This is a genomic window from Pseudomonas sp. B16(2017) (assembly GCF_002113205.1).
GTDB classification, from domain to species: domain Bacteria; phylum Pseudomonadota; class Gammaproteobacteria; order Pseudomonadales; family Pseudomonadaceae; genus Aquipseudomonas; species Aquipseudomonas pharyngis.
The window spans coordinates 24,610-48,473 of the sequence record NZ_NEKA01000019.1; the positions used below are offsets into that span (position 1 = coordinate 24,610).

The window sequence follows — 23,864 nt, forward strand, 5'->3', positions numbered from 1 at the left end:
AACTCTTCTAGAAGCGGAAAGTGAGGTCGACGAGCAGACGCAGATCGGTTTCCCGGTCACCGTCGTAGGGCCGGTTGATCACGCTGAACAAACCGCCCACCTCGAACACGTCGTTCCAGGCGTAGCGCTGGCCGTAACCGAGCAATGCCATGCCGCCGGTGCCGTGATCACGCTGGCTGTAAGTGCCCGCTCCGGCCTGGAACTGCTGGCTCCAGGCGGTTTCGTAGCGGTGGTACAGCACGTGATTGACGTTGAGCAGCGGCATGACACTGAAGTCCGACTTCGGGTTGAAGTACGGCACGTCATCGGATTTGGAGTTGTGGCTGGTGCCCACTTCCAGGCCCGCATCGACTTGCAGGTTCGGCGCGCTGTAGACGCCCTCTTTTCCGGTCAGCAAGGCTTCGACGCGGTTGTTGCCGTCACTGAAGTGCGACGGGCTGACCGCCAGCCGCCACTCGCGGCTCTCGTTGCCGCGCCAACGGATGAAACCGCTGCCGCCGTTGGCCTTGATGTCGCTGTTCAATGCCCGCAGCGGGGTTTCGGCCGAGAGGTATTCAAGGCTGCCGCCGTATTGCCAGTGGTCGTTGATATCCCGGGCAATCGCCAGACGCGCGCCCTGCTTGTCGCCGAAACCGTAGGAATGATTCGATACTTCGGCTTCGAGGGTCATGTCGCGGGTGCGACGCTCCAGGCCGACACGCTGGAAGCGGTGGTGGCCGGTGCCTTCGGCAAAATCGCCGGTGGCGTATCCGGCCCCGGCGAACACCCGCCAGTCCTCATCGATCGGCGGGCTGTAAAGGGTGGTCTGGATACCGAAATCCCGGCTGCCGGAGACCGCGCCGGCATCGCCACCGCTGCCGCCGTTGGCCTTGCCGCCGTAGGCCTCGACGCGCAGCTCGGACATGTCGTGCACTTCGCGTTCACGGGCCAGACGCTGGACCTGACGGTTGTCAGGAAAGCGCGCCACCACGTCATCGGTCAGCGCATCCATCTGCCGCCATTCCTGCAAGTCCATGGCGGTGCGGGCCTGCGCGACTTCCAGGCCCATGTCGCGCGGCGCGATGCTCTCGGTTTCCTTGAGCTGGTTTTCCGCGCGGCGCGGCCAGTTGCGGGCCAGGTACAGGTCGGCCTGGGCCAGGCGCAGGCCGATGTTGCCCGGCGCCTGATCCACCAGAGTCTGCAAACGCTCTTCACCGTGAGGCAGGTCGGAGCCATAGGTGCCGGCCTGCGCCGCCAGTTGCTGGGCGTCCATCCATTCGTCGTTGGGGTTGCCGATCGGCAAGCCCTTGAGTTCGACACGCGGCTTCTGCGCCTTGGCCTGATCCTCAGCAACCTTGCGCGCCTCTTCGGCGCGGTCGCTTTCCAGCAGCGAGTAATACAGCGCCGTGGTGTCTTCGAGTCGGTCGCCGACATCGGCGTCCGGCGCTGCCAGCACCTGACGGTAAAGATCGGTGGCGATTTCCGGCTGGCGCTGATCCAGATAGGACGCCGCCACCCAGCGCAGGGCGTAGGTCGGGATCTTCACGCCTTCGGCTTGCAGCTTCTGGTATTCGCTGATGACTTCGGCGGTGCGCGCCCGGGCCTTGAGTGCGCCCATGCGGTCGATGCGCCAGCGGGTCACGTCATCGTGGGCGCTGGCGTCCGGGGTCCAGGTGGCGAGCAACTGGTCGTAGTCGGCCAGGGCGCGGTCGGCGATCACGTAGCGTTCTTTTTCGCTGCGGGTGGCCAGTTCGGCCAGGCGCACGCGTTCGGCGGCCAGATCACCTTCCAGTCGACGCAAGGTGACGGGATCGATCAACCCCGGACGCTGCCTGGCAAGCCGCAGCGCCGGCTCCGGCAGACGCGCCTTTTGCAGGGCGACCACGTATTCGCGGGCGACCTCAGGTTTGTTGCCGGCGCGCATGAAGGCCTGGTCGTATTCGAACAGCGCGTCGTACGGCTTGCCGGCGCGACTCAAGGCGTAGCCCAGCGCCAGTCGGCGAGCAGGATCATCGGGTTTGGCGGCGACCAGCGAACGGGCGCGGATCACGCCTTCGTCAGGCTTGCCGGAGTCGGCCTGGGTCAGCGCCAGACCGAGTTGCAGGTCGGCGTTGTCCGGCTCGAGCGTCAGGGCCTGGTTGTAGACCTGGATCGCCTGATCCCAGCGCTTGAGGTTGCGGTAGGCCCGGGCGGTGGCGGTCAGCGCCTGAACCGGCAGTGCGCGGCCACGACCCTGGGTCTCGTAGACCTGCACCACTTCCGCATCAAGTCCGGCCCAACCGGCGATTTGCAGGTGATCGCTGACCTGGCCGGTGGTGGCCTGGGCCGGCGGCACCTGACGCAAGACGGTCAGCGCGGGCGTGTAATGCCCGGCCCGGGCGTCGAGCACCATTTGATCGTAGGCCGTGTCGGCGAACGCGAACGCCGGCCAGAGCAACTGGCTGCACAGCGCGACTCGAAACAAAGGGCGTAAACCACGATGTAATACAGGACCATCAATACGCGGCATTCGTCAGCATCCTTACATGGCCAGCCGGGTAGCAGTGCCCCCCCTTGCCCATTTCGTAACGGAGGCCAGGTCGATCACCTGGCCAAGCTATCCAAGCAGTCTTGCACGCAAGCGTAGATCAATATTCAGAACACAATAATTGTTCAGATTCGTGACGATGACTGGCCCCGGCTAACCGTTGACCCGGATGCCAGACAGCAAAACGCCCGGCGTCTGCGGGTGCAGAGGCCGGGCGTTTCGGTGACGCGCGAGGCGTTTACTGAGGCTGTTCGATACTGCCGAACTTGCTCATCAGGAAGCCCACGAACTGCTCGACGGTCATCTTCTGGCCGTTGAACTCCACCTGATTAGCGGCGTAATGCAGCTTGGTGACAACGTTGGTGCCATCCAGGGTCGCCAGCTGCGAACCGACGGCCATGCCGGCGAACATGTCGGCGCCAGCGCTGGCCTGGTCGACGATGGCCTTGGCATCGGTCTGGCCATCGATTTGCGCCTGCACGCTGAGCAGGTCGACCAGCATCGGCTTGGACACCAACACATTGATCTCCAGCAGCGCGATCAACTGTTTGCCCAGTTGATCCGGTGGCAGGTCCATCGACGCAGGCTTGGTCAGATCAAGCACCAGATTCGCCCGGCTTTCGCCGTTGGCGGTTTTCAGCGACAGGTCTTCCAGCGCCAGTTGCGGCCCGGCCGCCAGCAGTTTCTGCAGGTCGGCCTTGACCTGGGTCGACTCGGCCTCGGTCAGGTTCAGCTCCGGTGCCGGCAGGCCGGCGGCGGTGGCTTCGGCAGCGGCTTTTTCGTAAGGCTGCAGCTTGGTCTGGTAGATCTGCATCAGCGACATCGCCGACGGAATGTCGAGGTTTTTCAGGCTCATGGCCAGATTGGCCGAACCGATCTTCTTGTCGTTGAGGGTTACTTCAGCGACCTTGTAGTCGGCACGGCCGGAGGCGTTGCTGCCGTTCTCTTCGGTACGGTTCTTCATTTCGAAGTTCTTCACGCCCAGCACCGACTGCTTGGCGCCGAAGGTGGTCTTGCTGCTGGTCAGCTCCAGGGTGTTCTCGCCGGTGTAATAGCCGTAGGTACTCTTGGCGAGGTTGCTGGCCAGGGTCAGGCCATTGAGTTCGATCTGCACCGGGGTCTGGTCTTCGGCGACCGTGGTCAGGCGCAGGCTGTCCATGTAGCCGTCGGCCTTGACCTTCTGGGCCTGGGCGCTGGCGGAAATATCCATGTTCAAGCCGGAAAACTTCAGGTTCGACTTGTCATCCAGCGCGGTTTCCAGTGGCAGCAGTTCGAGGTTTCCTGTGGTGGACTGGTCGTAGCCGATGTTGACCACACCTTTGAGCGGCGCCGCGCCCTTGGTGGCGGCAAACCATTTTTCGGTGATCGGGGTCTTTTCCAGCTCAAAGTGACTGGTGGCCATGACCGGCAGCCATTTCAGCGACACCAGACGCGAGAACGGCAGCGGGCCATGTTCGATGCGGTCGACGAACAGCAGCTCGACCGGCGCTTCGCCGAACATTTCACCATCGCCCTTGAGGCGATAGTGCGCGGTGCTGCTGAAGGTGTTGCGCTCAAGCGATACCAGTTCCAGCGACGCACTGCCGTTGGAGCCAGCCATAGCGGTCTGCAACTCGCTGTTGGCATTGGCGACGGCGTTGTTCAGCACGCCTTCGATTTTGGTGCCGGTGTACCAGGCCCCGCCTACGCTGATGGCGCCAATGGCCACAACAATTCCGAGAAGCACGCCTGCTGATTTATTCATGAATGACCTGATCGATTTCCGTGGCTGAAAGTGTGGTCGTCTTCCCTGAACCCGTGACCGGGCCGTGGCGCGACTCCGCTGAATTTAGCGGTGGAGATTAGCACCGGGCGCGCCTGGCAGCCCAATGTTTAAAGGTTAAAGAGTGTCGACAAGACATGGACAAACAAAAAGATCGCCGGGTTCGGCGATCTTTTCGGGCTCAGGAGTATTGAACCTCGATCTCGTCCAGCTGATGGTCGAAGCTTTTCAGTCGCGCGGTCCAGGTGTACACCAGCACTTCGAAATCCCGGTCGATCACCGCTCCGCCCGGCCCGTCGCTGCGCGGGTCGCAGAAATCCAGTTGATAACGCTCGCGGGCCATGGCCGTGGCGACGTCCGACAGTTCGCGGGCGTTGTTGAGCCAGTGCCAGCCGTCGCCGGCGACTTGTCGGTCGAGGGCCAGACATTGTTTTTTCAGGGCTTCGAGGCTTTTTTCCAGCGGCGTGCCGGTGAGCTCGCCCATGACTTCGGCGAAGGTACGCCCCGGCTGCCAGTAGCCGCCCCAGAAGTAGCGGTCGAATACGGTTTCGACTTTGCGCAGCGCGACCTTGGTGTCCCAGATCAGCAGCAGCGTCTTGCTTTGCTCAAGCTGGCGTTTTTTGAGTCGCTGGGTCTGCACCAGCGCCGACGCCACGACCACGATCGCCATGACCGCGATCAGCGCCACGGTACTGTCGAGGAAGACCATTGCCTTGTCGATCTGGTGGGCCAGCATGATGCCGTAGAAGTAGGTGGCCGACAGCAGCACCAAGGCTACCAGGGCGCACCAGAAGCCAAGAGCGTAAGGGTTTTTCATTATTGGTTTCCCCTAGACCTGCGCTAGCGATGTGCACTGAAAAGGCGCCTGGTTCGGGGCGCCCTTTCAATACTTCAAAGCATAGCAACGGCCTCAGGGTTTGCTGGCGCTCGAGGCTTGCGTTCGTCCGCTTTCCCAACCGCCGCCCAGGGCGAGGAACAAATCGATCTGGCTCATGGCAACCTGGGTGTTGGCCGCGGCCAGTTGCGCGGTGACGTCGGTGTAGGTGCGGGTGGCCTGCAGGTCGGCAAGGAACGACTCGCGGCCGGCCTGGAAGAAGCGGTGCGTCTGGTCCGCCGCCAGTTTTGCCGACTGCTCGGCATCGGCCAGCGCATCGCGGCGTTGCAGCAGCGCGGAGTACTGGGACAGGCCGGTCTGGGTTTCGCGGATGGCGTTGAGCACCACGCCGTCGAAATGCGCCAGCGCGCCCTGGGTGGTGGCTTCGGCTTCACGGATGCGGGCCCGGGCGCCGTTGGTCGGCACGCTCCAGCTCAGCGACGGGCCGAAGCCCCAGCGATTGGTGGACGGTTTGCCCAGGTTGTCGAGAATGCCGACGGTGCCGATTGTCGCGCCGAAACTGATGTCCGGGTACAGCTCGCCGGTGGCGATGCCGATCCCGGCGGTCGCGGCCGCCAGACGCCGCTCGGCCTGGCGGATGTCCGGCCGACGCTTGAGCAGCGCGGCGCCGTCACCGACTGGCACCAGTTGCGCGATTTTCGGCAGCTCGGCACAGGTCGCGGTGCCAGCCGGCAATTGATCGACAGGCTTGGCCAGCAGCATCGACAGACGGAACAACCCGGCCTGACGCGCCGCCTCATAACGTGGCATGTCGGCGCGCAAGGATTTGAATTGGGTCTGCGAGCGGGTGACCTGGGTTTCGTCGCCGCGCCCGGCATCGCGCAGACGCTGGATCAGGGTCGTGCTCTGGGATTGCAGGTCGAGGGAATGCTGGGCGATTTCCCGTTCCTCGTTCGCCGCGCAGACCTGGGTGTAAGCCCGCACCACGTCGGCGACCAGGGTGATGCGCGCGGTATCGGCCGCGGCCTGGGTCGCGTCGGCGTTGGCCTTCGCCGCTTCGATCCCGCGTTGCAGGGTGCCCCACAGGTCGAACTGGTAGGACGCGCTGATACCAATATCGCCGATGTTGGCCACCGGCACTTTCTCCGGCAGCAGGAACGCCTCGCCGGATTCCTGCAAGCGTTGCGCACCCATCTTCACGCCGCCGCTCCAGCCACCGGCCGCTTCGGCTTCATCGACCTGCGCACGGGCCCGCGACAGGTTCGCCGCCGCCACCCGCAGATCGGTGTTGGAGGCCATGGCCTGCTGCACCAGTTGATCCAGACGCGGATCCTGATACAGCCGCCACCAGTCCGCCGGCACCGGGGCCGACACCACCGGTTTGCCGGCCACTGCCAGGTCGCCCTGGAAATCCTTGCGCTGGATCGCCGCGTCTTCGGGCACGTGATAGTCCGGCCCGACCATCGAGCAGGCCGACAGCATCATGCCCAGCCCGGCGACCATCAGGGCCCTGTTCATTGCGCGGGCTCCTGCGGTTGATCGTCGATGATCGACACGGTCGCGGTACGCCCGGCGATCATGCGGAAGTCATCCGGCACATCGTCGAAGGCAATGCGCACCGGGATCCGTTGCGCCAGACGCACCCAGCTGAACGCCGGATTGACGTTGGGCAGCAGGTTGCTGCCGCTCGAACGGTCACGGTCTTCGATACCGGCGACGATGCTTTCGACATGCCCGCGCAAGCGGGCGCGGTCGCCGATCACGCAGATATCCACCGATTGCCCAATGTGGATGCCGTCGAGTTTGGTTTCTTCGAAATAGCCGTCGATGTGGAACGAATTGCTGTCGACCACCGACAACACCGGACGCCCGGCGGTGACGAATTCCTGCGAGCGTGGCGCACGGTCGTTGACGTAGCCGTCCACCGGACTGCGGATCACCGAGCGATCGAGGTTGAGCTGAGCACTGTCCACCGCCACCAGCGCTTCGGCCAGGGCCGATTGCGCGCGGGCCACTTTCGACAGGCTTTCTTCCAGCTGTTCGGCTGGCACCAGATTGCCCAGACCACGGTTACGCTTGGCTTCACGCTGCGCCTGAGCCAGGGTTTCTTCGCGATCGGCGACCGCCGCCCTGGCCTGGCGCAACGCCAGTTTGAAACGGTCCTGGTCGATGCTGAACAGCACCTGGCCGCGTTTCACCAACTGGTTGTCCTTCACTTCGACCTGCTGGATCAGCCCGGACACGTCCGGAGCGATCTGCACGATGTCGGCGCGAATGTGGCCGTCGCGGGTCCAGGGCGCGAACATGTAATACATCACCATGCGCCAGACCACGACGACGGCGAAAGTCACGATCAGCAGCGTCAGGACGACGCGACCGAGGGTCAGAAACGGTTTTTTCATGTCATCAGGTATCGACTGAGTGAATCCACGCCGTACAGCATCACGGCGTAGAGAGCCACGTTGAACAATGCCCGGTGCCAGACCAGACGGTAGAAATGCAGGCGTGTGAGCACGCCGTGTACCAACACAAACAGCACATAAGTGATGCCCATCAACACCAGCAGGGTCGGCAGGAAAATGCCGCTGATATCCAGATCACCGATCATAGGGGCGCTCCTTCGGGCAGCGGTTCTTCGGGCTCTGCGTTGGAAACGAATTCCACGCCGGGCAACAGCGCCAGGCGCAAACCGCTCAAGGCGTGCAACAGGTTGAGCCGGGTTTCTTCATCGCCGTGGCCGTTGAGCGCGCGGCGGGTGCGATCCATGGTCATCAGCAAGGCGCTTGGCGCCGGCAGGCGTTCGCCGGCCTTGAGACAGGCCCGGAAATACTCGCCGACCTCTGCCACCACTTGCTTGAGCAACGCGTTCGGCGCGCCCGTCACTCGCGGTGTGTAGGCGAGCAGGTCGAGCAGGTTCAGCCCCACGCGCACTTCGCGCATGGCGATGCCGGTGTCCTGGCCGGTCAGCGCCAGACGCGGCAGGTGCTGCATCAGACGGTCGAGCAGTTGCACACCCAGTTGCCGGTGTTCGGCGAGGTTCGCCGGTTCGGTCATGCTGACGATGTCTTTCCAGCTGAAACGGGTCAGGCGCTTGGCCGCCAGCTCGGCGCCGAACGGCCGGGCGATCAGGGTCCAGATAAACGCGAACAACAACCCAATCGGGCCCGCCAGGTTGGAATTGACGAAGGCAAAGAAGTCGGCGTCGTAAGCACCGGAAATGCTGATGAACGACGAGGTGTTGACCAGCGTCAGCAGCATGCCGAGGTAGAAGCGTGGCTGCACCGTCAGGGTGCCGACACAGATGAACGGCACCGCGAACGCCAGCACCAGCATCGGAAAGTCATGCAGGTTCGGCAGCACCAGAAACAGGTACAGACTGGCAAACAGCACCGACATTCCGGTCCAGAAAAAGAACCGGTAGATCTGCGGCGCCGGGTCGTCCATCGAGGCGAAGAAGCTGCACGACACCGCCGCCAGAATCACCGCGCTGCCGCCGTCGGTCCAGCCCAGCAGGATCCACAACACCGAGGCAACGATGATCGCCAGAATGGTCGAGGCCACCGAATACAGCATCAGCCCACGGTCGAGAAATGGCGTCAGACGCCCAAGGCGCCAGTGGCGATAGACCGCGCGCCAGCTGTCCTGGCGCTCGCACAGGATCGCGTCCTGCAGGCTGCGACAGTCCTGCCACAGATCGATGAATTCGCCGAGGCGGTACAGCGCGTTGGAAAACAGCAACTGTTTGCGATCTTCGAGGGCTTCGGCGCTCGGTTGCAGCGCTTCGAGCTGATCCCGCAGGGCTTGCCAGCGGCCGAGATCGGCGTCTTTGTGGCTGAGCCATTCGCGAGTCGCAGTGAGCAGCGGGGCGAATTTTTCCACCAGCTCGGGCGTGCGCCGTTCGAGGGCGTAAAGCGAGTCTTCAAGGGCGTCGATCACCGGCAGCAGGTGAATCATCCGGCCGCGCAGTTCCTTGGTGTTGCGCACCGTCTGCGGCCGCGCACCTTCGTGCGGCAACTGGCCGATCATCAATTCCAGGCTGTTGAAACTGCCAACCATCGCCATGCGCAGGGCTGCGACCTCTTCGGGCTGCACGTCGCGGCTGAGGAATTTCAGGCTGTAAGTCGTGGCGTCGGCGAACCATTTGCCCACGGCGTCGTTGAACACCGGCGCCAGGCGCCGTGGCCAGAACATCGCGCCGACCACCGCCGCTACGGCGATGCCGAGAAAGATCTCTTCAGTCCGCGACTCGGCCACGTCCCACACCGCCAGCGGGTTATCCACCACCGGCAGGGCGATCAACGGCAAGGTGTAGCCGGCCAGCATCAGCGCGTAGTTGTTGGCGGTGCGCAAATGCAAGGACAGGAACAGCAGAATCCCCGTCCACAAGGCGATGACCACCACCAGCACATACGGGCTCTGGACGAACATCGGCACGAACAACACCGCCGCCGCCGCACCGAGAAACGTACCGATCGCCCGATACAACGCCTTGGAACTGGTCGGGCCGAGGAACGGGCTGGAAACGATGTACACCGTGGCCATCGCCCAGTACGGGCGCGGCATCTGCATGAGCAAGGCGATGTACAGCGCGGTCATCGAAGCCGCAAACGTGCGGACCCCGTAGAACCAGTCCCGCGCCGGGGGCATGCCGGAAAAGAACCCGTTCACGGATTGATCACCGTTGGCGGAGTGGCCGCCTCAAAAGCTCTCAGTACTCGAAGCGTAGCCTCCAGATCGCGCTGGTCGATGCCTTCGAGCACTTCATGACGCAGACGCACCAGTTGCGCCTCCACCGCTTGCACCAGCTCACGGCCGGCGTCGGTCAGGCTCAGGCATTTGGCGCGACGGTCCTGGGCATCTTCGGTGCGGCAGACAAACCCGGCGTGACACAACTGATCGAGCAGGCGCACCAGCGACGGCGACTCCATCCCCGCCGCCTGCGCCACCTGCACCTGGCGCACACCCTCGCCCAACCGCCCGATCATCAACAACGGGACGGCGCAGGCTTCGGAAATTCCATAGTTGACCAGCGTGGTCTGGCAGATCTTCCGCCAATGCCTGGCGGCCACCACCATGGCACTGCTGATGTTCATCTGGAGAGCGTCGAGGTTATTCGGCACGAGGGAATGCACACACTGTTAGTTTGCTAACTATCAATATCGCATTGGTGGGGAAATTCAGTCAAGTTTTGAAACAAATCTCCTCGAAGGTTTTTTACAGTTGATCCAGCTCGATGGGTTTTCCAATTTCATTGCGTCGCGAGTGAATGATCAACGCCAAATACTGATCGTCCAGCCGTTCAATAACCGCCTCATACAATGATGCGGAAAGCAGGACAGCTAAAACTTGACTGTGCTTTTGTAAAACGACTGGCTCATATTTGACGTCCTTGATTACCGCATCAAAATTTTCTTTAAAAGCCTCGACACTGATCATTTTTACCGGGGGGAATCTTTGCATTTTTCAGCTTCCAGTCTTCTTTGAAATCGGAAGCTACCCCAGATAGAGAGGGCGATTGAGGATATCCTGTGACGAAATTTTACGCTGACTAAGCGCCCCGCCCCTTCCTCAACATCACATCCAACTGATCCACCACCTCCGCCCAATCCGCATCATCGAGAATTTCGTCCCGCAGGAAATCCGCCTGGCTCTCGCTCCAGAAAAACGCGTCGCACAGGTGCAGTTCGGGTTTGAGCGGGGAATGGGTGGCGATGAACTGGTCGATGCTGACCGGGTCGTTGTCCAGGCCGAGTTGCTTGAACAGGGATGGGAGGCTGTGCGTCGGGTTTTCCATGTCGGAACTCCTGCGAGATTTGTAGGGTGTGAAAGATTTTTCGCGAGCAAGCCCGCTCCACAGGTTTAGCGCAGGGCCTGTGGGAGCGGGCTTGCTCGCGATTGGCGTCGGCACAGACGCTAAAAAAGCTACTGACTCAACTCCCGCACCTGCGCATGCGGCACCATTTTCAGGAACTCGGGCATGCTCATGTGCAGCAGGTTGTTGTGGTTGCCGGCTTCCAGGTAGATGTCTTTCTGCCGGGTCAGCAGCGGGTCGATGACCATGTCCAGGCCATAGGAATCGCCCAGTGGCGGTACGGCGCCGCGTTCGCAGTCGTCGAAAATGTGCGCCAGATTGCTTTCGCGGGTGATTTGCCATTCGCCGCTGCTGCGCACCTTGCTCAAGTCCAGGTGTCGGCTGGCGGGCAGCACCGCCATCAGGTAGTGCCCGTGACGGTCGTCCAGGATCACCGATTTGGCCACCCGTTCTGCGGCAATCCCGGAGACCCGCGCCGTTTCCAGGCTGCTGGACGAGTGCGGGTGGGTGACGATGTCATATTCGCATTGCGCCCGGTTGAGGCTGCTCTGCACTTTCTTGGCCATACGCATGATGCACCTCGGTGCCCGCCGACGCTGCGCGGCGGACGGTAATGAAACGCTGTGGCTGTCCTTGAAAGTCTAGTCCGGCGAGCCGCGAGCACCGGGAAATCCGCCCACTGGCGGGGCAGGAGAATTGATCAAAATTCATCCAGCCACAGCTTCAACTAGACTGTAAGAACAACCCCTGACTCTCGCGGAGGGTCACGTGAACATCCGTTGCTGTGCGTTTGCCCTGGTGCTGCTGAGTGGATCGGTGGTTGCGGCAGACACCCCGTTTACCGCTGTCAGCCCGGTCGGTCTGTGGCTGATCACCCTGGGCATCGCGTTTCTGATCGCCGAAGCCGCGCTGCCCAACTACGGGGTGATCGGCCTCGGCGGCATCGTCATGTTTGTGATCGGCGCACTGATCCTGAGCAACGCCGAACTGCCGGTACCGATGATGATCGGCCTCGGCCTGGTCAGCGCCTTGTTGCTGATCGCGCTGCTGGTCCGCGCCCTGAAAACCCGACCGCGCCAACCGGTCAGCGGCGATGCCGGCCTGCTCGGCAGTGTCACGGCGGTGACGGTGGTGCAACCGGAAGACAGCCGCAACGGCTGGGTGCAATTACAAGGAGAACGCTGGCAGGTACTGAGCGCCACGCCGCTGCACACCGGGCAACCGGTGCGGGTGGTCGGACGCAAGGGCCTGTTGCTGCAAGTGGCCGCGACTGACGCGGCACCGCTCGGAGAGTGATCATGGGTCTGCAAATCGGTTTTGTCGCGCTGCTGCTGTTGCTGATCGCCCTGGCCGGCTCGACGTTCCGCATCCTGCGCGAATACGAACGCGGCGTGGTGTTCCAGCTCGGACGCTTCTGGCAGGTCAAAGGGCCGGGGCTGATCCTGCTGATTCCGGTGGTGCAGCAAATGGTCCGGGTCGATCTGCGCACCATCGTCCTCGACGTGCCGCCGCAGGACGTGATCACCCGCGACAACGTGTCGGTGAAGGTCAACGCGGTGCTGTACTTCCGCGTGCTCGATCCACAGAAAGCGATCATCCAGGTCGAAGACTTCCTCATGGCCACCAGCCAACTGGCCCAGACCACCCTGCGCGCGGTGCTCGGCAAACATGAGCTGGACGAACTGCTGGCCGAACGCGAACGCCTGAACATCGACATCCAGCAAGTGCTCGACGCCCAGACCGACGCCTGGGGCATCAAGGTCGCCAACGTCGAAATCAAGCACGTCGACCTCAACGAGTCGATGGTGCGCGCCATCGCCAAACAGGCCGAAGCCGAGCGGGAACGGCGAGCCAAGGTGATCCACGCCGAAGGCGAATTGCAGGCCTCGGAAAAACTCATGCAGGCCGCCGAAATGCTCGGTCGCCAGCCCGGCGCCATGCAACTGCGCTACATGCAGACCTTGAGTTCGATTGCCGGGGACAAGAGCTCGACCATCGTCTTTCCGCTGCCGATCGAACTGCTCAAGGGCATGGCAGATTTGTCAGGTAAATCCTGAGGCAAAAGCTCGCAGTCGGCAGCGGCGTCTATAGAGGTGCGGCTTTAGTCGAGTGGTGGCTGGGGGATGAACAGGCGTGCGTTGGCGCCGCCGGCATGGATTTCGGCGCCGGGCTGCCAGGTGGCGGGTAAGGGTGAGAATTCTTCCGCAGCGCCGAACGTCCCGACCAGCCAGACCCGTCCATGCCCCGGCAATTGTGCGAGGCTGTCCAGATAGACCTCGCGGCTCACCAGTGTGCCGAAGCCGTACTCATTCGGTTGTGTCGAACGGCCGTCTGCTGTCGGCGGAGTAAAGAGGCGCACCTGCGCACCGCTGCGGTCGTAATAGACGTAGCTCAAGTACCAGAGCATGTCGCTGGTGACGATACGATCGCCCGGCAGGAAATGCTGATTGACGTAATTCACCACGCGATCGAACTGATCATCGCTGTCGACGGTGGCGTTGTTGTTCACGCCGAGCAGTTCCACGCCGATCAGAGAGACCAACACCGCCAAAGCGAGCAACCGTGCGTGGCTGTACAAACGGTCAACGGCCAACGCCGCCAGCATCGGCAACCCCAGGGCGTACGCCGTCAAATAGCGCTCGACAAAGACCGGCGTGATGAACGACACCGCAAATACCAGCAGCAGCGGCAGTCCGGTGTACAGCGCCAACAGCATACTGCCGCGCGACACGCTGCGGTCGCGCATCACCGCGACAGCCGCCAGTGCCAGCAATGCCAGGGGCAACGCTGCGAACGTCAGCAGCGGTAACGTATCGCCATCGTCCTGAATCAACCACGACCAGATCATCGACGGCAGCGAACTCAAGGTGACGGCCGGCTCCCAGCCGACATCGCCGCCGGCCCTGAGCTGTTCCATGTGCTGCATCAAGTCGAGCAGATTGGGCAGCCAGGGCAGGTACAGCACGACGATGGCCAGGTTCGCCAGCCACCAGTTCCAGCGCTGGATATGGCGGAATCGATAACCGCGCTGTACGCGGATCGCGATCAGGTAGAGCCAGTGACACAAAACCGCGAGAACGGCGAAGTAGTGGGTGTAGAAGGCCGCGCTCATCAACAACGCGTAAATCACCAGATAGCGGTTTCGCTGGGGGCGCCTGATCCAGTAAACCAGCGCCAGGCTCGCGGCGAGCAACAGTCCTCCGAGCAACGCGTACATGCGCACTTCCTGGCTGTAGCGCACCGCTGTCGGCAGCAGCGCCAGCAACAGACCGGCGATGAAGGCGGCCCGGCGTGTGGCCAGGCGATCCACCAGCCAGACGCCCAACCCGACCGCCGCGATGCCGGCCAGCGCACTCAGGCAGCGGATCGCGAAGATGCCGTCACCGAACAGCTCGATCCAGCCATGCAGCAGTATGAAGTACAGCGGCGGATGCACATCGAAGGCCGCGTGCTTCCAGATTTCGCTCAACGGATAGCGCGCCAACAGCAGACTGGACCCTTCATCGCCCCAGATCGCCGCCGCCGTCAGGTCATAAAAACGCACGAACGCCGCCAGCGCGAGGATCGGCCACAGCCAATGATGTTTTACCCAGCGCACCCAGCGCAGACTGCCGAACCAGGAGCCGGGTGCGGCAAAGGGATCTTGCGTGTCGCCCATTGGCGTGACTCTGTTAACCGCCATTGTTTCCTCTTGCCGCGCCGTTGCGCCACGAGAGTATGACGCGCCAACCTGCTCATCACTTTAGGTCAGCCACAGCAGAATCGTCGACGCCGGCTGGCGCTTTCGCGACATCCGGCAACACGGCGGTCCGGTTCTCGTCTGGGTACACCGACTCCCATCCCCCACCCAGCGCCCGGTACAGCCCGACCATCGCCAGTGAAACGCCGGTGGAGCTTTCCACCCATTGTTCCTGGGTGGCGAGCAGTGCGCCTTGCACGGTGAGGACGTTGACGAAGTCGACCACGCCTTCGACGTATTGCTGTTGCGCAGTGCGCAGGGCGATCTGGTTCTGGCGCACGGCTTCGGCGAGGCTGTCGCGGCGGCGCTGGCTGGCGTTGTAGGCGGTCAGTTGGTCGTCGATTTCGTGCCAGGCGCGCAGGACGGTCTGTTGATAACCGATCGCCGCTTCCTGCTGCTGGGCTTCGCGCAGTTGCAGCATGCCGCGCAAGCGGCCGCCGTCGAACAGCGGCAGGCTGAACTGCGGGCCGATGCCGAAGGCGCGAGAGCCCCAGGAACCGAAATCGCTGAGTTGCATGGCTTGCGAGCCGAGGTTGCCGGACAGGGTGATGCGCGGATAGAAATCGCCCTTGGCCACGCCGATGTTGGCGGTGGCGGCATGCAACCGGGCTTCGGCCTGGCGAATGTCCGGGCGGCGTTCGGCCAGTTGCGACGGCAGGCCGATGGCGACGGTCAATGGCGACTGCGGCACCGGCGCGTCTGTGGATAACTCTTGAGCCAAGGCCTGTGGCGGTTCGCCCATCAACAGGCTGATGGCGTTGATCAGTTGCGCCTGACGTTGCTCCAGCGCCGGCAGGCGCGATTCGATGGCCGCCACTTGCGCGGCGGCTTCGGCGACGTCGAGATCGGTGGCCACGCCATCGTTAAGGCGCAGTTGCGAGAGCTTCAGGCTGTGCCGCGCCACGTCGAGGTTCTGCTCGGTGACCGCGCGGGTGTTCTGCACACCACGCAGCTGGATGTAGTTCTGCGCGGTGTCCGCGAGCACCGCCAGCAGCACACCGCGACGGTCGTTTTCCGCGACTTCGAGATTGGCATCGGCCGCTTCGGTTTCCCGGCGCACACGGCCCCAGAAATCCAGTTCCCAGGAGGCGGAAAAACCGGCATCCCACAGGTTGAAGGCGGAATCGCCATTGTGCCCGGACGGGTCGTTCAAGCCTTCGCCGCTGTTGCGTTTACGGGCGTAGCTGCCGGTGGCGGCGGTCGTCGGATAGCGGTCGGCGCTGATCACCTGACGGGCCGCGCGGCTTTGTTGCAGACGGCTGCTGGCCAGTTGCAGATCGAGGTTGCTGCGCAAGGCGCGCTGGGTCAGGGCCGAGAGCTGCGCGTCGTGAAAGACTTCCCACCAGCGCTCGTTCAACGGTTCGCTGACGGCCTGGCTGACGGCGGTTTTTGCCGGTTTTGCCCACTCGGCAATCCGGGTGGTTTCGGGTTTCTGGAAGTCCGGGCCGACGGTGCACGCCGCCAACGCCGACAGACTCAGGACAACCGTCATGGACTGAAAGCGCTTCATCGCTGCGTCACCTCACGCACCGAGGTGGCCGAGCTTTCGGTGTCGATGCTCGCCTCTACCGACATCCCCACTCGCAGCCGTTCGGCCAGCGGCTGGCCCGGATCCAGCAGGACCTTCACCGGAATCCGCTGCACGACTTTGGTGAAGTTGCCGGTGGCGTTGTCCGGTTTGACCGCCGCGAAGGTCACGCCGGTAGCCGGGGCGATGCTCTCGACACGGCCGGTGAGGGCTTCGCCGCCGAGGCTGTCGACCCGCACGACCACGTCCTGCCCCGGCTGCACGTCGGTGAGCTGGGTTTCCTGGAAGTTGGCGACCACATAGGCCTGTTTCAGCGGCACCACCGCCAGCAGTTTGCTGCCCGGGGTCACATAGGCGCCGACCCGTACGGCGCGCTCGCCGATCATGCCGTCCTGGGGCGCGGTGATGCGCGTGTAGGACAGCTCGAAACTGGCGATTTCCAGCGCGGCCTGAGCGTGCTTCAAACTGCCTTCGGCGGCATCGCGCTGCGCCGTCAGAATCTCGACCTGCTTACGTTCCGCCGCCAGTTTCGCGGTGGCCGTGTCCAGCCGCGCAGAAGCCTGATCAATCCGGGTGCGCGCCTGCTGCGCGTTCTGCACGGTGCCGGCACCGACGCCGGCCAAGTGGTTGTAGCGGTTCAATTCCTGCTGGGCGAAAGCCATTTCAGCCTTGGCCGAAACCACCGACGCCTGCGCCTGAGCGATCACCGAAGTCTGGCGCTCCAGCGTGGCCTTGGCGTTCTGCAATTGAGCACGGGCCACCAGGGTTTGCGCATCGGCGGCTTCGGCGGCGGCGCGCAGGTCGCGGTCATCGATCAGCGCCAGCAATTGCCCGGCCTTGACCTGCTGGTTGTCTTCCACCAGCACCTCTTTGATGAATCCGGCCACACGCGGCACCACCAGGGTGAAGTCGGCAGAGACGAACGCATCGTTGGTGTTCTGCTGGGTGCGTTTGCCGAACAGGCCGGGCATCGCCAGATACACCAGCACACCAACCGCCAGCGCAGCGGCTACGGCCACCGCGAGTTTTTGCTTTGCTTGAGTCGTCATAAAAACCTTCTGTTCCAGTCAGGTCGGCGCGCGCGGCGGAAAGATCCGCGTCGGCAGCCAGAAAATCAGCAGGATCAGCGCCACCGCGACGCCGGCCATGCACAGATAAAGATCCGAGGAAGTCAGCACCACCGCCTGTTCGTGCAGACGATGGGCGAGGCCGGGGTCATTGCTTGCGGCCAGCGGTGAGTTGCCGAGGCGATCGACCAGCATCGTCGAATGAAAATGCAGGCGCGAAGTGGTCAGCGCTTCGATCACGCCGGTGGCGACCACCGCCGCCAAGCCTTTCACGGTGTTGAACCAGGCCGAGGCGAACGGCCCGTCCTGGGGCTGGATGCTGCCGGTCGACAACATCAACAACGGCAGCACCGCCATCGGCTGGCCGAAAATCTGCAGCCATTGCAGGACGTAGAAATCGTCGCGAATCCATTCCGAAGTCAGCTGCGAGCCGCCCAGGCACGACAGCGTCAGCATGCTCAAACCGATGCCGAGCACCCAGCGGCAATCGACCCAGCGCAGGTTGCACAGCGCCGCCACCAGCGGCAGCGCGATCAACTGCGGCAACGCCGCGATCAGCATGATCGGCGCCGTCTGCACCGGCCGGTAACCCTGTACCTGAGCCAGATAACTGGATGGAATCAGCACCACCGCCAGCAGCACCACCAGCACACCGGCCAACGTCATCAGGGCGAACGACAGGTTGCGAATGCCGAGCATCTGCAACTTGAAAAACGGGATTGGCTGCGACCATTCATTGATCAGAAACGCCACCAGCAACAGCGAACCGGCGCCGAGTAAAGCGCAGATCAGGTTGGATTCGAACCAGTCCAGACGATTGCCCTGCAACAGGCCGATCACCAGCATGCAGATCGCCGGAAAGCCCAGCAGCAGGCCTTTCCAGTTGAACGACTTGAGGCGCTCCAGACGCAGCGGATCCTGTGGAATGCCCCACGCAACCATCGCCATGGCAATCAGGCACGGCACGATGATTTGCCAGAACGTCCATTGCCAGCCGACGTATTCGGTCCACAACCCCGCCAGCGGCGTGCCGAGACCGGGACCGAACGTCGCGGTCAGGGCGTAACCGGCCAGACCGTAAAGCTTGATGTTGGCCGGCAGGAATCGCAGCGCGACGGTCATCAGCATCGGCGGCAACGCGCCGCCAGCCAGGCCTTGCAGGATGCGCATCAGCAACAGGCTTTCGTAGTTCGGGGCGAACGGACAGAGCACCCCAAGCAGGGTGAACACGCCGATGGCGCACAGGGTGAAGCGACGCAGGGAAAAGGTCACCGAGCACCACGGCGCGAACGCCATGGCCGCCACCGAGGTCGCGGTGTAGCCGGCGACCAGCCAGGTGCCTTCGTCGTAGCCGATGCTCAGGGCGCCGCGAATGTCGGCCAGGGCGACCTTGGTCACCATCTCGTTGAGACCCGACACCAGCACCGCCAGCAGCACACCGACCAGACCGGTGATGATTCGCGCCCCGAACACCGGTGGCGCGGCTGCCATCGGAGCGGCAGCGGCAATCGGCGCCGTGACCGTCAGGGATGTCATGCAAGCAAACTCCGGAGGGAAAAATACCGGAGCATGTTAGTGGGGCTTAGTGCTGACGAAAATTGACTTATTGGCAGCTTATAAGTGCGCCAGACGCAATCGTCAGGGCTGTGCCGCCAGCCAGGTTTCGTCGCAGCAGGTCTTGAGGGTTTCACGCAGCCAGCGGTGGGCCGGATCCTTGTCGAAACGCGGGTGCCAGGCCTGGGTCAGCATCAGGGTCGGCAACGGGACCGGCAGATTGAACGAGCGCAGCTTCAAGCCCAGCCGCCGCACGCTGAGTAGCGCTTCCTTGGGCACCGGCAGGATCAGGTCAGAGTCCGGCAGGGCGAACATCGCCGCGTGGAAACTCGGCGCAATCACTGCCACCCGCCGCTCCAGCCCCAGGGCATTCAATGCGGTGTCGATGGGCCCACGGGCGATGCCCCGGCGGGACATGCTGATGTGGGAAAAACCGGCGTAACGTTCGGCCGTGATCTCGCCATCCAGCAGCGGATGATCCTCGCGCACCAGACCGACAAAGTGGGTGGAAAACAGGTTCTGCACTTTGACTTCCGGGGTCACCGGGCGGGTGTTGCTCACGCTCAGATCGATCCGCCCTTCGCGCAGGGCTTCATCGTCACCGTCACCTTCGGGCACGAAGCGCAGCTCACAGTGCGGCGCCAGTTGATCGAGGGTGTCGAACAGCTTGCCGCCGTACACCCCGACGAAAAAATCGTTGGCACGAATGCTGAAACGCCGGCGCAACGTCCCCAGTTCCACCGCATCGGCCGAGCGAAACAGCAACGCCGCCTGCTCGACCACATCGCGCACCTGCTCGCGCAGTTCCAGGGCCTTGGGCGTCGGCACCAGACCGCGACCGGCGCGCACCAGAATCGGATCGCCAATGGCTTCGCGGATCCGCGTCAGCGTGCGGCTCATGGCCGCCGGGCTGAGGTTCATCCGCCGCGCGGCGCCGACCACGCTGCCCTCGTCGAGCAAAGCGTCGAGAGCAACCAACAGGTTCATGTCCGGGAGTTGCATGCTGAGCACTCGTGACCGATCAGGATTGATCTGGATGCAATGCTAGCAAACATACTTGAAATCGGTGGCGCATGAACCGACGTCTTCGCGAGCAAGCCCGCTCCCACAGGGGAAATGCATTTCAAAAGTGGGAGCGGGCTTGCTCGCGAAAGGGCCAGCCGCTTCCGCACACCTCTCAGCGCTGCATCCCCCAGCGCTTCACCGTCACCCGCTCCAGCGTGTCGAACACCAGGTTCTCCACCAGCAAACCGATGAGGATCACCACCGCCAGACCGGCGAATACTTTGTCGGTGTACAACTCATTGCGGTTCTGGAAGATGTACCAGCCCAAACCACCCTTACCGCTGGTGGCACCGAACACCAGCTCGGCGGCGATCAGGGTACGCCAGGCGAAGGCCCAGCCGATTTTCAGTCCGGCGAGGATTGATGGCAGCGCCGCCGGAATCAGGATGAACAGCACGAAGCGCATGCCCTTCAAGCCGTAGTTGCGCCCGGCCATGCGCAGGGTTTCCGAGACGCCGAGAAACCCGGCGTAAGTGTTCAGCGCCAGCGCCCACAGCACCGAATGCACCAGCACGAAAATCAGGCTGTTCTGGCCCAGCCCGAACCACAGCAACGCCAGCGGCAACAGGGCAATCGCCGGCAGCGGGTTGAACATCGAGGTCAGGGTGCTGAGCAAGTCCCGACCAACCTGGGTCGAAACCGCCAGCGTGGTCAGGGCGAAGGCCAGGACAATGCCGATCAGGTAACCCTTGATCAGCACCACCAGCGAGATCCACACCTTGCCCAGCAGTTCGCCGCTGAGCAGACCGTCATACAGCGCGTGACTGGTCTGCAAAAAGCTCGGCAGCAGCAGGTCGTTGTTCTGCACCCGGGCCACAACCTCCCAGAGCACGGCGAGCAAAATCAGGATCACGCTTTTGCGCAGCCAGCCCTGTTGCCACAGGCGCTGGCCCAGCGGCAGCTCGCGCTCCACCGGGACGCTGGTCAGCGGTTGCAGATCGTTTTCGAATTCTTGACGTACGGATGATGAATGGCTCATCGGGCAATCCTCCAGGCGGCTCAATAAGCGATGCGGATATCGGTGAAATCCAGTTCGCGCTCGGTTTCCGGCGACTGTCCTTCATCGAACAACAACCGATGAATGCGCCGCGCCGACTCCTGAAACGCCACACCGCCGAGGCTGTGCAAATCGTATTGATGACTGTGCACTTCCGCCCTCACCCGCCCCGGATGCGGCGACAACAGCAGGATCCGATTGCCCACCACCAGCGCTTCTTCAATCGAGTGGGTGACGAACAGCAAGGTGAACCGCACCTCCTCCCAGAGCAGCAGCAATTCCTCCTGCATCTTGCGCCGGGTCAGGGCATCCAGCGCGGCGAACGGCTCGTCCATCAGCAGGATTTTCGGCTGCATCGCCAGCGCCCGGGCAATCGCCACCCGCGCTTTCATGCCGCCGGACAAGGTGTGCGGGTAGGCATCGGCGAACGCCGCCAGACCGACTTTCTCCAGGTAATGCAGCGCACGCTCTTCAGCTTCCTTTTTCTTCAGCGTGCGCGAAGCCAGCAGCGGAAACATCACGTTCTGTTTGACGGTTTTCCACGGTGGCAGTTGATCGAACTCCTGAAACACCACGATCCGGTCCGGTCCCGGCGCGTCGACCCGCTGGCCCTGCAGACGGATCTCGCCCTCGCACGGTGCAATGAACCCGGCGACGGCTTTGAGCAAGGTGGATTTACCGCAGCCGGAAGGACCGAGCAGCACGAAGCGATCCTGTTGATCGACTTCGAAGCTGACCTGGTGGGTGGCCCGCACAACGCGTTGCGGCGTGCGGTATTCGAGGCTGACCTGGTCGACCGCCAGCAGCGCCTGCGCCGTGGCAATCGGGTTGCTGGCCGCGTGGCCTTGCAAAGGGGCGTTCATGTCGATCAGCTCCCCTGCAACGGTTTGGCGTCCTGGAAGAAGTAGTCCTTCCAAGATTCGGGTTTGTTCTTGATCGCGCCGACGCGGTAGAGGAATTCGGCGAGCGGGTAGGTGTTTTTCGGCGTGACGCTGAATTCGAATTGCGGGTTGTCGATGATTTTCAGCAACGCAGCGCGGTCGATCTTGGCCTTGGTCACGCGGATGTAAGTGTCGGCCGCCGCGCCTTTATCGTTCTGCGCAAACTGTGCGGCTTCGGTCAGCGCTTCGACGAATGCCTTGTAGGTTTTTGGGTTCTCGTTGCGGAATTTCTCGGTGGCGAACAGCACGGTCGGCGAGTTCGGGCCGAGCACGTCATAGGAATTAAGCACGACGTGGACGTTCGGATTCTCCAGCGCCTGATCCTGGAACGGCGGGTTGGAGAAATGCCCGGTCAGTTCGGTGCCGCCGGCGATCAATGCAGCAGTAGCGTCCGGGTGCGGAACGGCGATGGTGTATTTGTCGAGGCGATTGAATTCCTTGTCACCCCACTGTTTGGCCGCCGCGTATTGCAGGAAACGCGACTGCACGGAAACGCCCACCGCCGGCACCGCGATGCGGTCCTTCTCGGTGAAGTCGGCGATGGTTTTGACCTTGGGATTGTTGCTCACCAGGTAGTACGGGAAGTTGCCCAGCGAGGCCACGGCTTTGACGTTCTGCTTGCCGTGGGTGCGATCCCAGATCGTCAGCAACGGCCCGACACCGGCGCCGGCAATGTCGATGGAGCCGGAGAGCAACGCATCGTTGACCGCCGCGCCGCCGGACAGCTGGGTCCAGTCGACCTTGATGTCGAGGCCTTCCTGCTTGCCGTACTTCTCGATCAGTCCCTGATCGCGCACCACGTTGAGCAACAGATAAACAATGCCGAACTGCTCGGCGATGCGGATTTCACCTTCGGCGTGGGCCACAGTCGGCGCCACCAGGCTACCGGCGATCAGGCTGAAACCGAGGCCGATGGCCGCTGCCAGCGGCGCGAATGGAAGACGTTTGGACATGATCGGATCTCCGGCAAATCAGAAAGGCGCGTCGCCCTGAATGGTGGTGCGATACAACTTGCGGCGCAGGTGCGCAGGGCAACCGGCGGCAAGGTGGATCAGCGAGCGGTTGTCCCAGAACACCAGATCGTGGGGTTGCCATTGATGGCGGTAGATGTTCTGCGGCAGCACGCTGTGGGCGTAGAGCTCGTCGAGCAGTTGTTTGCTCTCGTCCTCCGGCAGACCGACGATGCGGGTAGTGAAGCCTTCGCTGACGAACAACGCCTTGCGGCCGTTTTCCGGATGGGTGCGGACCACCGGGTGCACGACCTCGGCGACCTGGGCCAGTTGCTCCGGGGTCAGGGTCGGGCGCCAGTTGCCTTCGAATTTGGTTTCGCTGTAACGCGCGGTGTAGGAATGCGCAGCCGAGCGGCCTTCAACGGCTTTGCGCAGCGCGTCGGGCAGGCTGTCCCAGGCTTTGTGCATGTCGGCGAACAGGGTGTCGCCGCCTTCGGACGGCAGTTCCTGGGCATGCAGCATCGAGCCGAGGCTCGGCAGCTCTTTATAGGAAAGGTCCGAGTGCCAGAATTTGCCGGCGTCGCCGAGGCCGATGTTCTGGCCGTTTTCGACGATGTTGGAAACGATGAGGATTTCCGGGTGATTGGCCAGCAGGAACTGCTTGAGCACGTGGATCTGCAACACGCCAAAGCGGCGGCTGAAGTCGATCTGTTGTTGCGGGGTGATGCGCTGGTCGCGGAACACCACGACGTGGTGATCGAGGTGCGCGCGGTGGATGCGGGCGAAGTCTTCATCGTTGACCGGACGGGTCAGGTCGAGACCGATGATTTCGGCGCCGACGGCACCGCTGAACGGGCGGATCTCGAAGGTTTGCGGCGCGACAGTCGCGGCGCTTGGGGTAGCAGTAGCTGCGGACATCAATCAATCTCCCACGCACGGCGCGCTCAATGGCGCGCGCGTCGATCAGAAACTCACGCTGGATTGCGTGTTGGTTCGTGTCGTGCGGCGCGCCGATTGGTCGGCAGGTACGCAGGAGGCTGACTTTATAGCTATAAGAAGTGGAATTTAAATACTGTTAACGAATAACGATATGGCGAATGCTTAGGAT

At 62.8% G+C, this 23,864-nt stretch carries 22 protein-coding genes; 2 read left to right on the plus strand and 20 right to left on the minus strand.

The genetic code is table 11. The features are described from left to right. Positions 1–7: 7 nt before the first annotated feature. From pgaA to CAG25_RS25440, 11 genes are all read right to left on the minus strand, one after another. Positions 8–2,488: a poly-beta-1,6 N-acetyl-D-glucosamine export porin PgaA gene (pgaA, locus tag CAG25_RS25390; RefSeq protein ID WP_085613320.1), complete on the minus strand. Its 2,481-nt coding sequence runs from the start codon at positions 2,486–2,488 to the stop codon at positions 8–10. 256 nt (positions 2,489–2,744) lie between these two features. Further along, positions 2,745–4,250 (minus strand): YdgA family protein, encoded by a 1,506-nt coding sequence (locus CAG25_RS25395; protein ID WP_085613321.1) that lies wholly within the window; start codon positions 4,248–4,250, stop codon positions 2,745–2,747. A 199-nt stretch (positions 4,251–4,449) separates the two neighbouring features. Next, the gene (locus tag CAG25_RS25400) at positions 4,450–5,085 is read right to left on the minus strand and encodes a hypothetical protein (RefSeq protein ID WP_011331886.1); all 636 of its coding nucleotides are present in this window, start codon (positions 5,083–5,085) and stop codon (positions 4,450–4,452) included. A 93-nt stretch (positions 5,086–5,178) separates the two neighbouring features. Next, positions 5,179–6,621, minus strand: coding sequence for an efflux transporter outer membrane subunit (locus tag CAG25_RS25405; RefSeq protein WP_085613322.1), 1,443 nt, complete (start codon positions 6,619–6,621; stop codon positions 5,179–5,181). After that, positions 6,618–7,505, minus strand: a complete 888-nt coding sequence (locus CAG25_RS25410; protein WP_085613323.1) for an HlyD family secretion protein — start codon at positions 7,503–7,505, stop codon at positions 6,618–6,620. The genes CAG25_RS25405 and CAG25_RS25410 overlap by 4 nt, the downstream gene beginning before the upstream one ends. After that, a complete protein-coding gene (locus CAG25_RS25415; protein ID WP_007957657.1) occupies positions 7,502–7,711 on the minus strand; it encodes a DUF1656 domain-containing protein in 210 nt (69 codons plus the stop codon). Before CAG25_RS25415 ends, CAG25_RS25410 begins: the two co-directional genes overlap by 4 nt. Next, entirely contained in the window at positions 7,708–9,771 is a 2,064-nt protein-coding gene (locus CAG25_RS25420) for an FUSC family protein (RefSeq protein ID WP_085613324.1), read from the minus strand. The genes CAG25_RS25415 and CAG25_RS25420 overlap by 4 nt, the downstream gene beginning before the upstream one ends. Next, positions 9,768–10,196 carry a MarR family winged helix-turn-helix transcriptional regulator gene (locus CAG25_RS25425; RefSeq protein WP_039773010.1) on the minus strand — a complete coding sequence of 143 codons (429 nt, stop codon included), beginning with the start codon at positions 10,194–10,196 and terminating at the stop codon, positions 9,768–9,770. The genes CAG25_RS25420 and CAG25_RS25425 overlap by 4 nt, the downstream gene beginning before the upstream one ends. A gap of 121 nt (positions 10,197–10,317) precedes the next feature. Beyond that, entirely contained in the window at positions 10,318–10,563 is a 246-nt protein-coding gene (locus tag CAG25_RS25430; RefSeq protein WP_081353107.1) for a type II toxin-antitoxin system Phd/YefM family antitoxin, read from the minus strand. 88 nt (positions 10,564–10,651) lie between these two features. Beyond that, the gene (locus CAG25_RS25435; protein WP_085613325.1) at positions 10,652–10,897 is read right to left on the minus strand and encodes a DUF2789 domain-containing protein; all 246 of its coding nucleotides are present in this window, start codon (positions 10,895–10,897) and stop codon (positions 10,652–10,654) included. A 128-nt stretch (positions 10,898–11,025) separates the two neighbouring features. Beyond that, positions 11,026–11,487 carry an aminoacyl-tRNA deacylase gene (locus tag CAG25_RS25440; RefSeq protein ID WP_007957669.1) on the minus strand — a complete coding sequence of 154 codons (462 nt, stop codon included), beginning with the start codon at positions 11,485–11,487 and terminating at the stop codon, positions 11,026–11,028. Positions 11,488–11,683: 196 nt separating this feature from the next. On the opposite strand from CAG25_RS25440, the gene CAG25_RS25445 reads away from it, so the two are divergent. Both CAG25_RS25445 and CAG25_RS25450 read left to right on the plus strand, forming a co-directional pair. Next, a complete protein-coding gene (locus CAG25_RS25445; protein WP_085613326.1) occupies positions 11,684–12,211 on the plus strand; it encodes an NfeD family protein in 528 nt (175 codons plus the stop codon). A 2-nt stretch (positions 12,212–12,213) separates the two neighbouring features. Then, positions 12,214–12,972, plus strand: a complete 759-nt coding sequence (locus CAG25_RS25450) for a slipin family protein (RefSeq protein ID WP_039773021.1) — start codon at positions 12,214–12,216, stop codon at positions 12,970–12,972. A gap of 44 nt (positions 12,973–13,016) precedes the next feature. Here the strand turns inward: CAG25_RS25450 and CAG25_RS25455 are convergent, their stop codons facing one another. From CAG25_RS25455 to CAG25_RS25495, 9 genes are all read right to left on the minus strand, one after another. Next, a complete protein-coding gene (locus CAG25_RS25455; RefSeq protein WP_085613327.1) occupies positions 13,017–14,597 on the minus strand; it encodes a glycosyltransferase family 39 protein in 1,581 nt (526 codons plus the stop codon). A 55-nt stretch (positions 14,598–14,652) separates the two neighbouring features. Then, on the minus strand, positions 14,653–16,164 hold the full coding sequence (locus tag CAG25_RS25460; protein ID WP_256575424.1) for an efflux transporter outer membrane subunit: 1,512 nt from the start codon (positions 16,162–16,164) through the stop codon (positions 14,653–14,655). Beyond that, on the minus strand, positions 16,161–17,231 hold the full coding sequence (locus CAG25_RS25465) for an HlyD family secretion protein (protein WP_085613328.1): 1,071 nt from the start codon (positions 17,229–17,231) through the stop codon (positions 16,161–16,163). The genes CAG25_RS25460 and CAG25_RS25465 overlap by 4 nt, the downstream gene beginning before the upstream one ends. 18 nt (positions 17,232–17,249) lie before the next feature. Continuing rightward, the gene (locus CAG25_RS25470) at positions 17,250–18,785 is read right to left on the minus strand and encodes an MFS transporter (protein WP_085613329.1); all 1,536 of its coding nucleotides are present in this window, start codon (positions 18,783–18,785) and stop codon (positions 17,250–17,252) included. A 102-nt stretch (positions 18,786–18,887) separates the two neighbouring features. After that, entirely contained in the window at positions 18,888–19,805 is a 918-nt protein-coding gene (locus CAG25_RS25475; RefSeq protein ID WP_039773030.1) for a LysR family transcriptional regulator, read from the minus strand. A gap of 175 nt (positions 19,806–19,980) precedes the next feature. After that, positions 19,981–20,847, minus strand: coding sequence for an ABC transporter permease (locus CAG25_RS25480; protein ID WP_011331855.1), 867 nt, complete (start codon positions 20,845–20,847; stop codon positions 19,981–19,983). Positions 20,848–20,867: 20 nt separating this feature from the next. Next, complete coding sequence (locus CAG25_RS25485) at positions 20,868–21,728, minus strand: ABC transporter ATP-binding protein (RefSeq protein WP_007957720.1); 861 nt, start codon at positions 21,726–21,728, stop codon at positions 20,868–20,870. Positions 21,729–21,733: 5 nt separating this feature from the next. Next, on the minus strand, positions 21,734–22,759 hold the full coding sequence (locus CAG25_RS25490; RefSeq protein ID WP_007957722.1) for an ABC transporter substrate-binding protein: 1,026 nt from the start codon (positions 22,757–22,759) through the stop codon (positions 21,734–21,736). An 18-nt stretch (positions 22,760–22,777) separates the two neighbouring features. Next, positions 22,778–23,674 (minus strand): TauD/TfdA family dioxygenase, encoded by an 897-nt coding sequence (locus tag CAG25_RS25495; RefSeq protein WP_085613330.1) that lies wholly within the window; start codon positions 23,672–23,674, stop codon positions 22,778–22,780. Between the last annotated feature and the right edge of the window lie 190 nt (positions 23,675–23,864).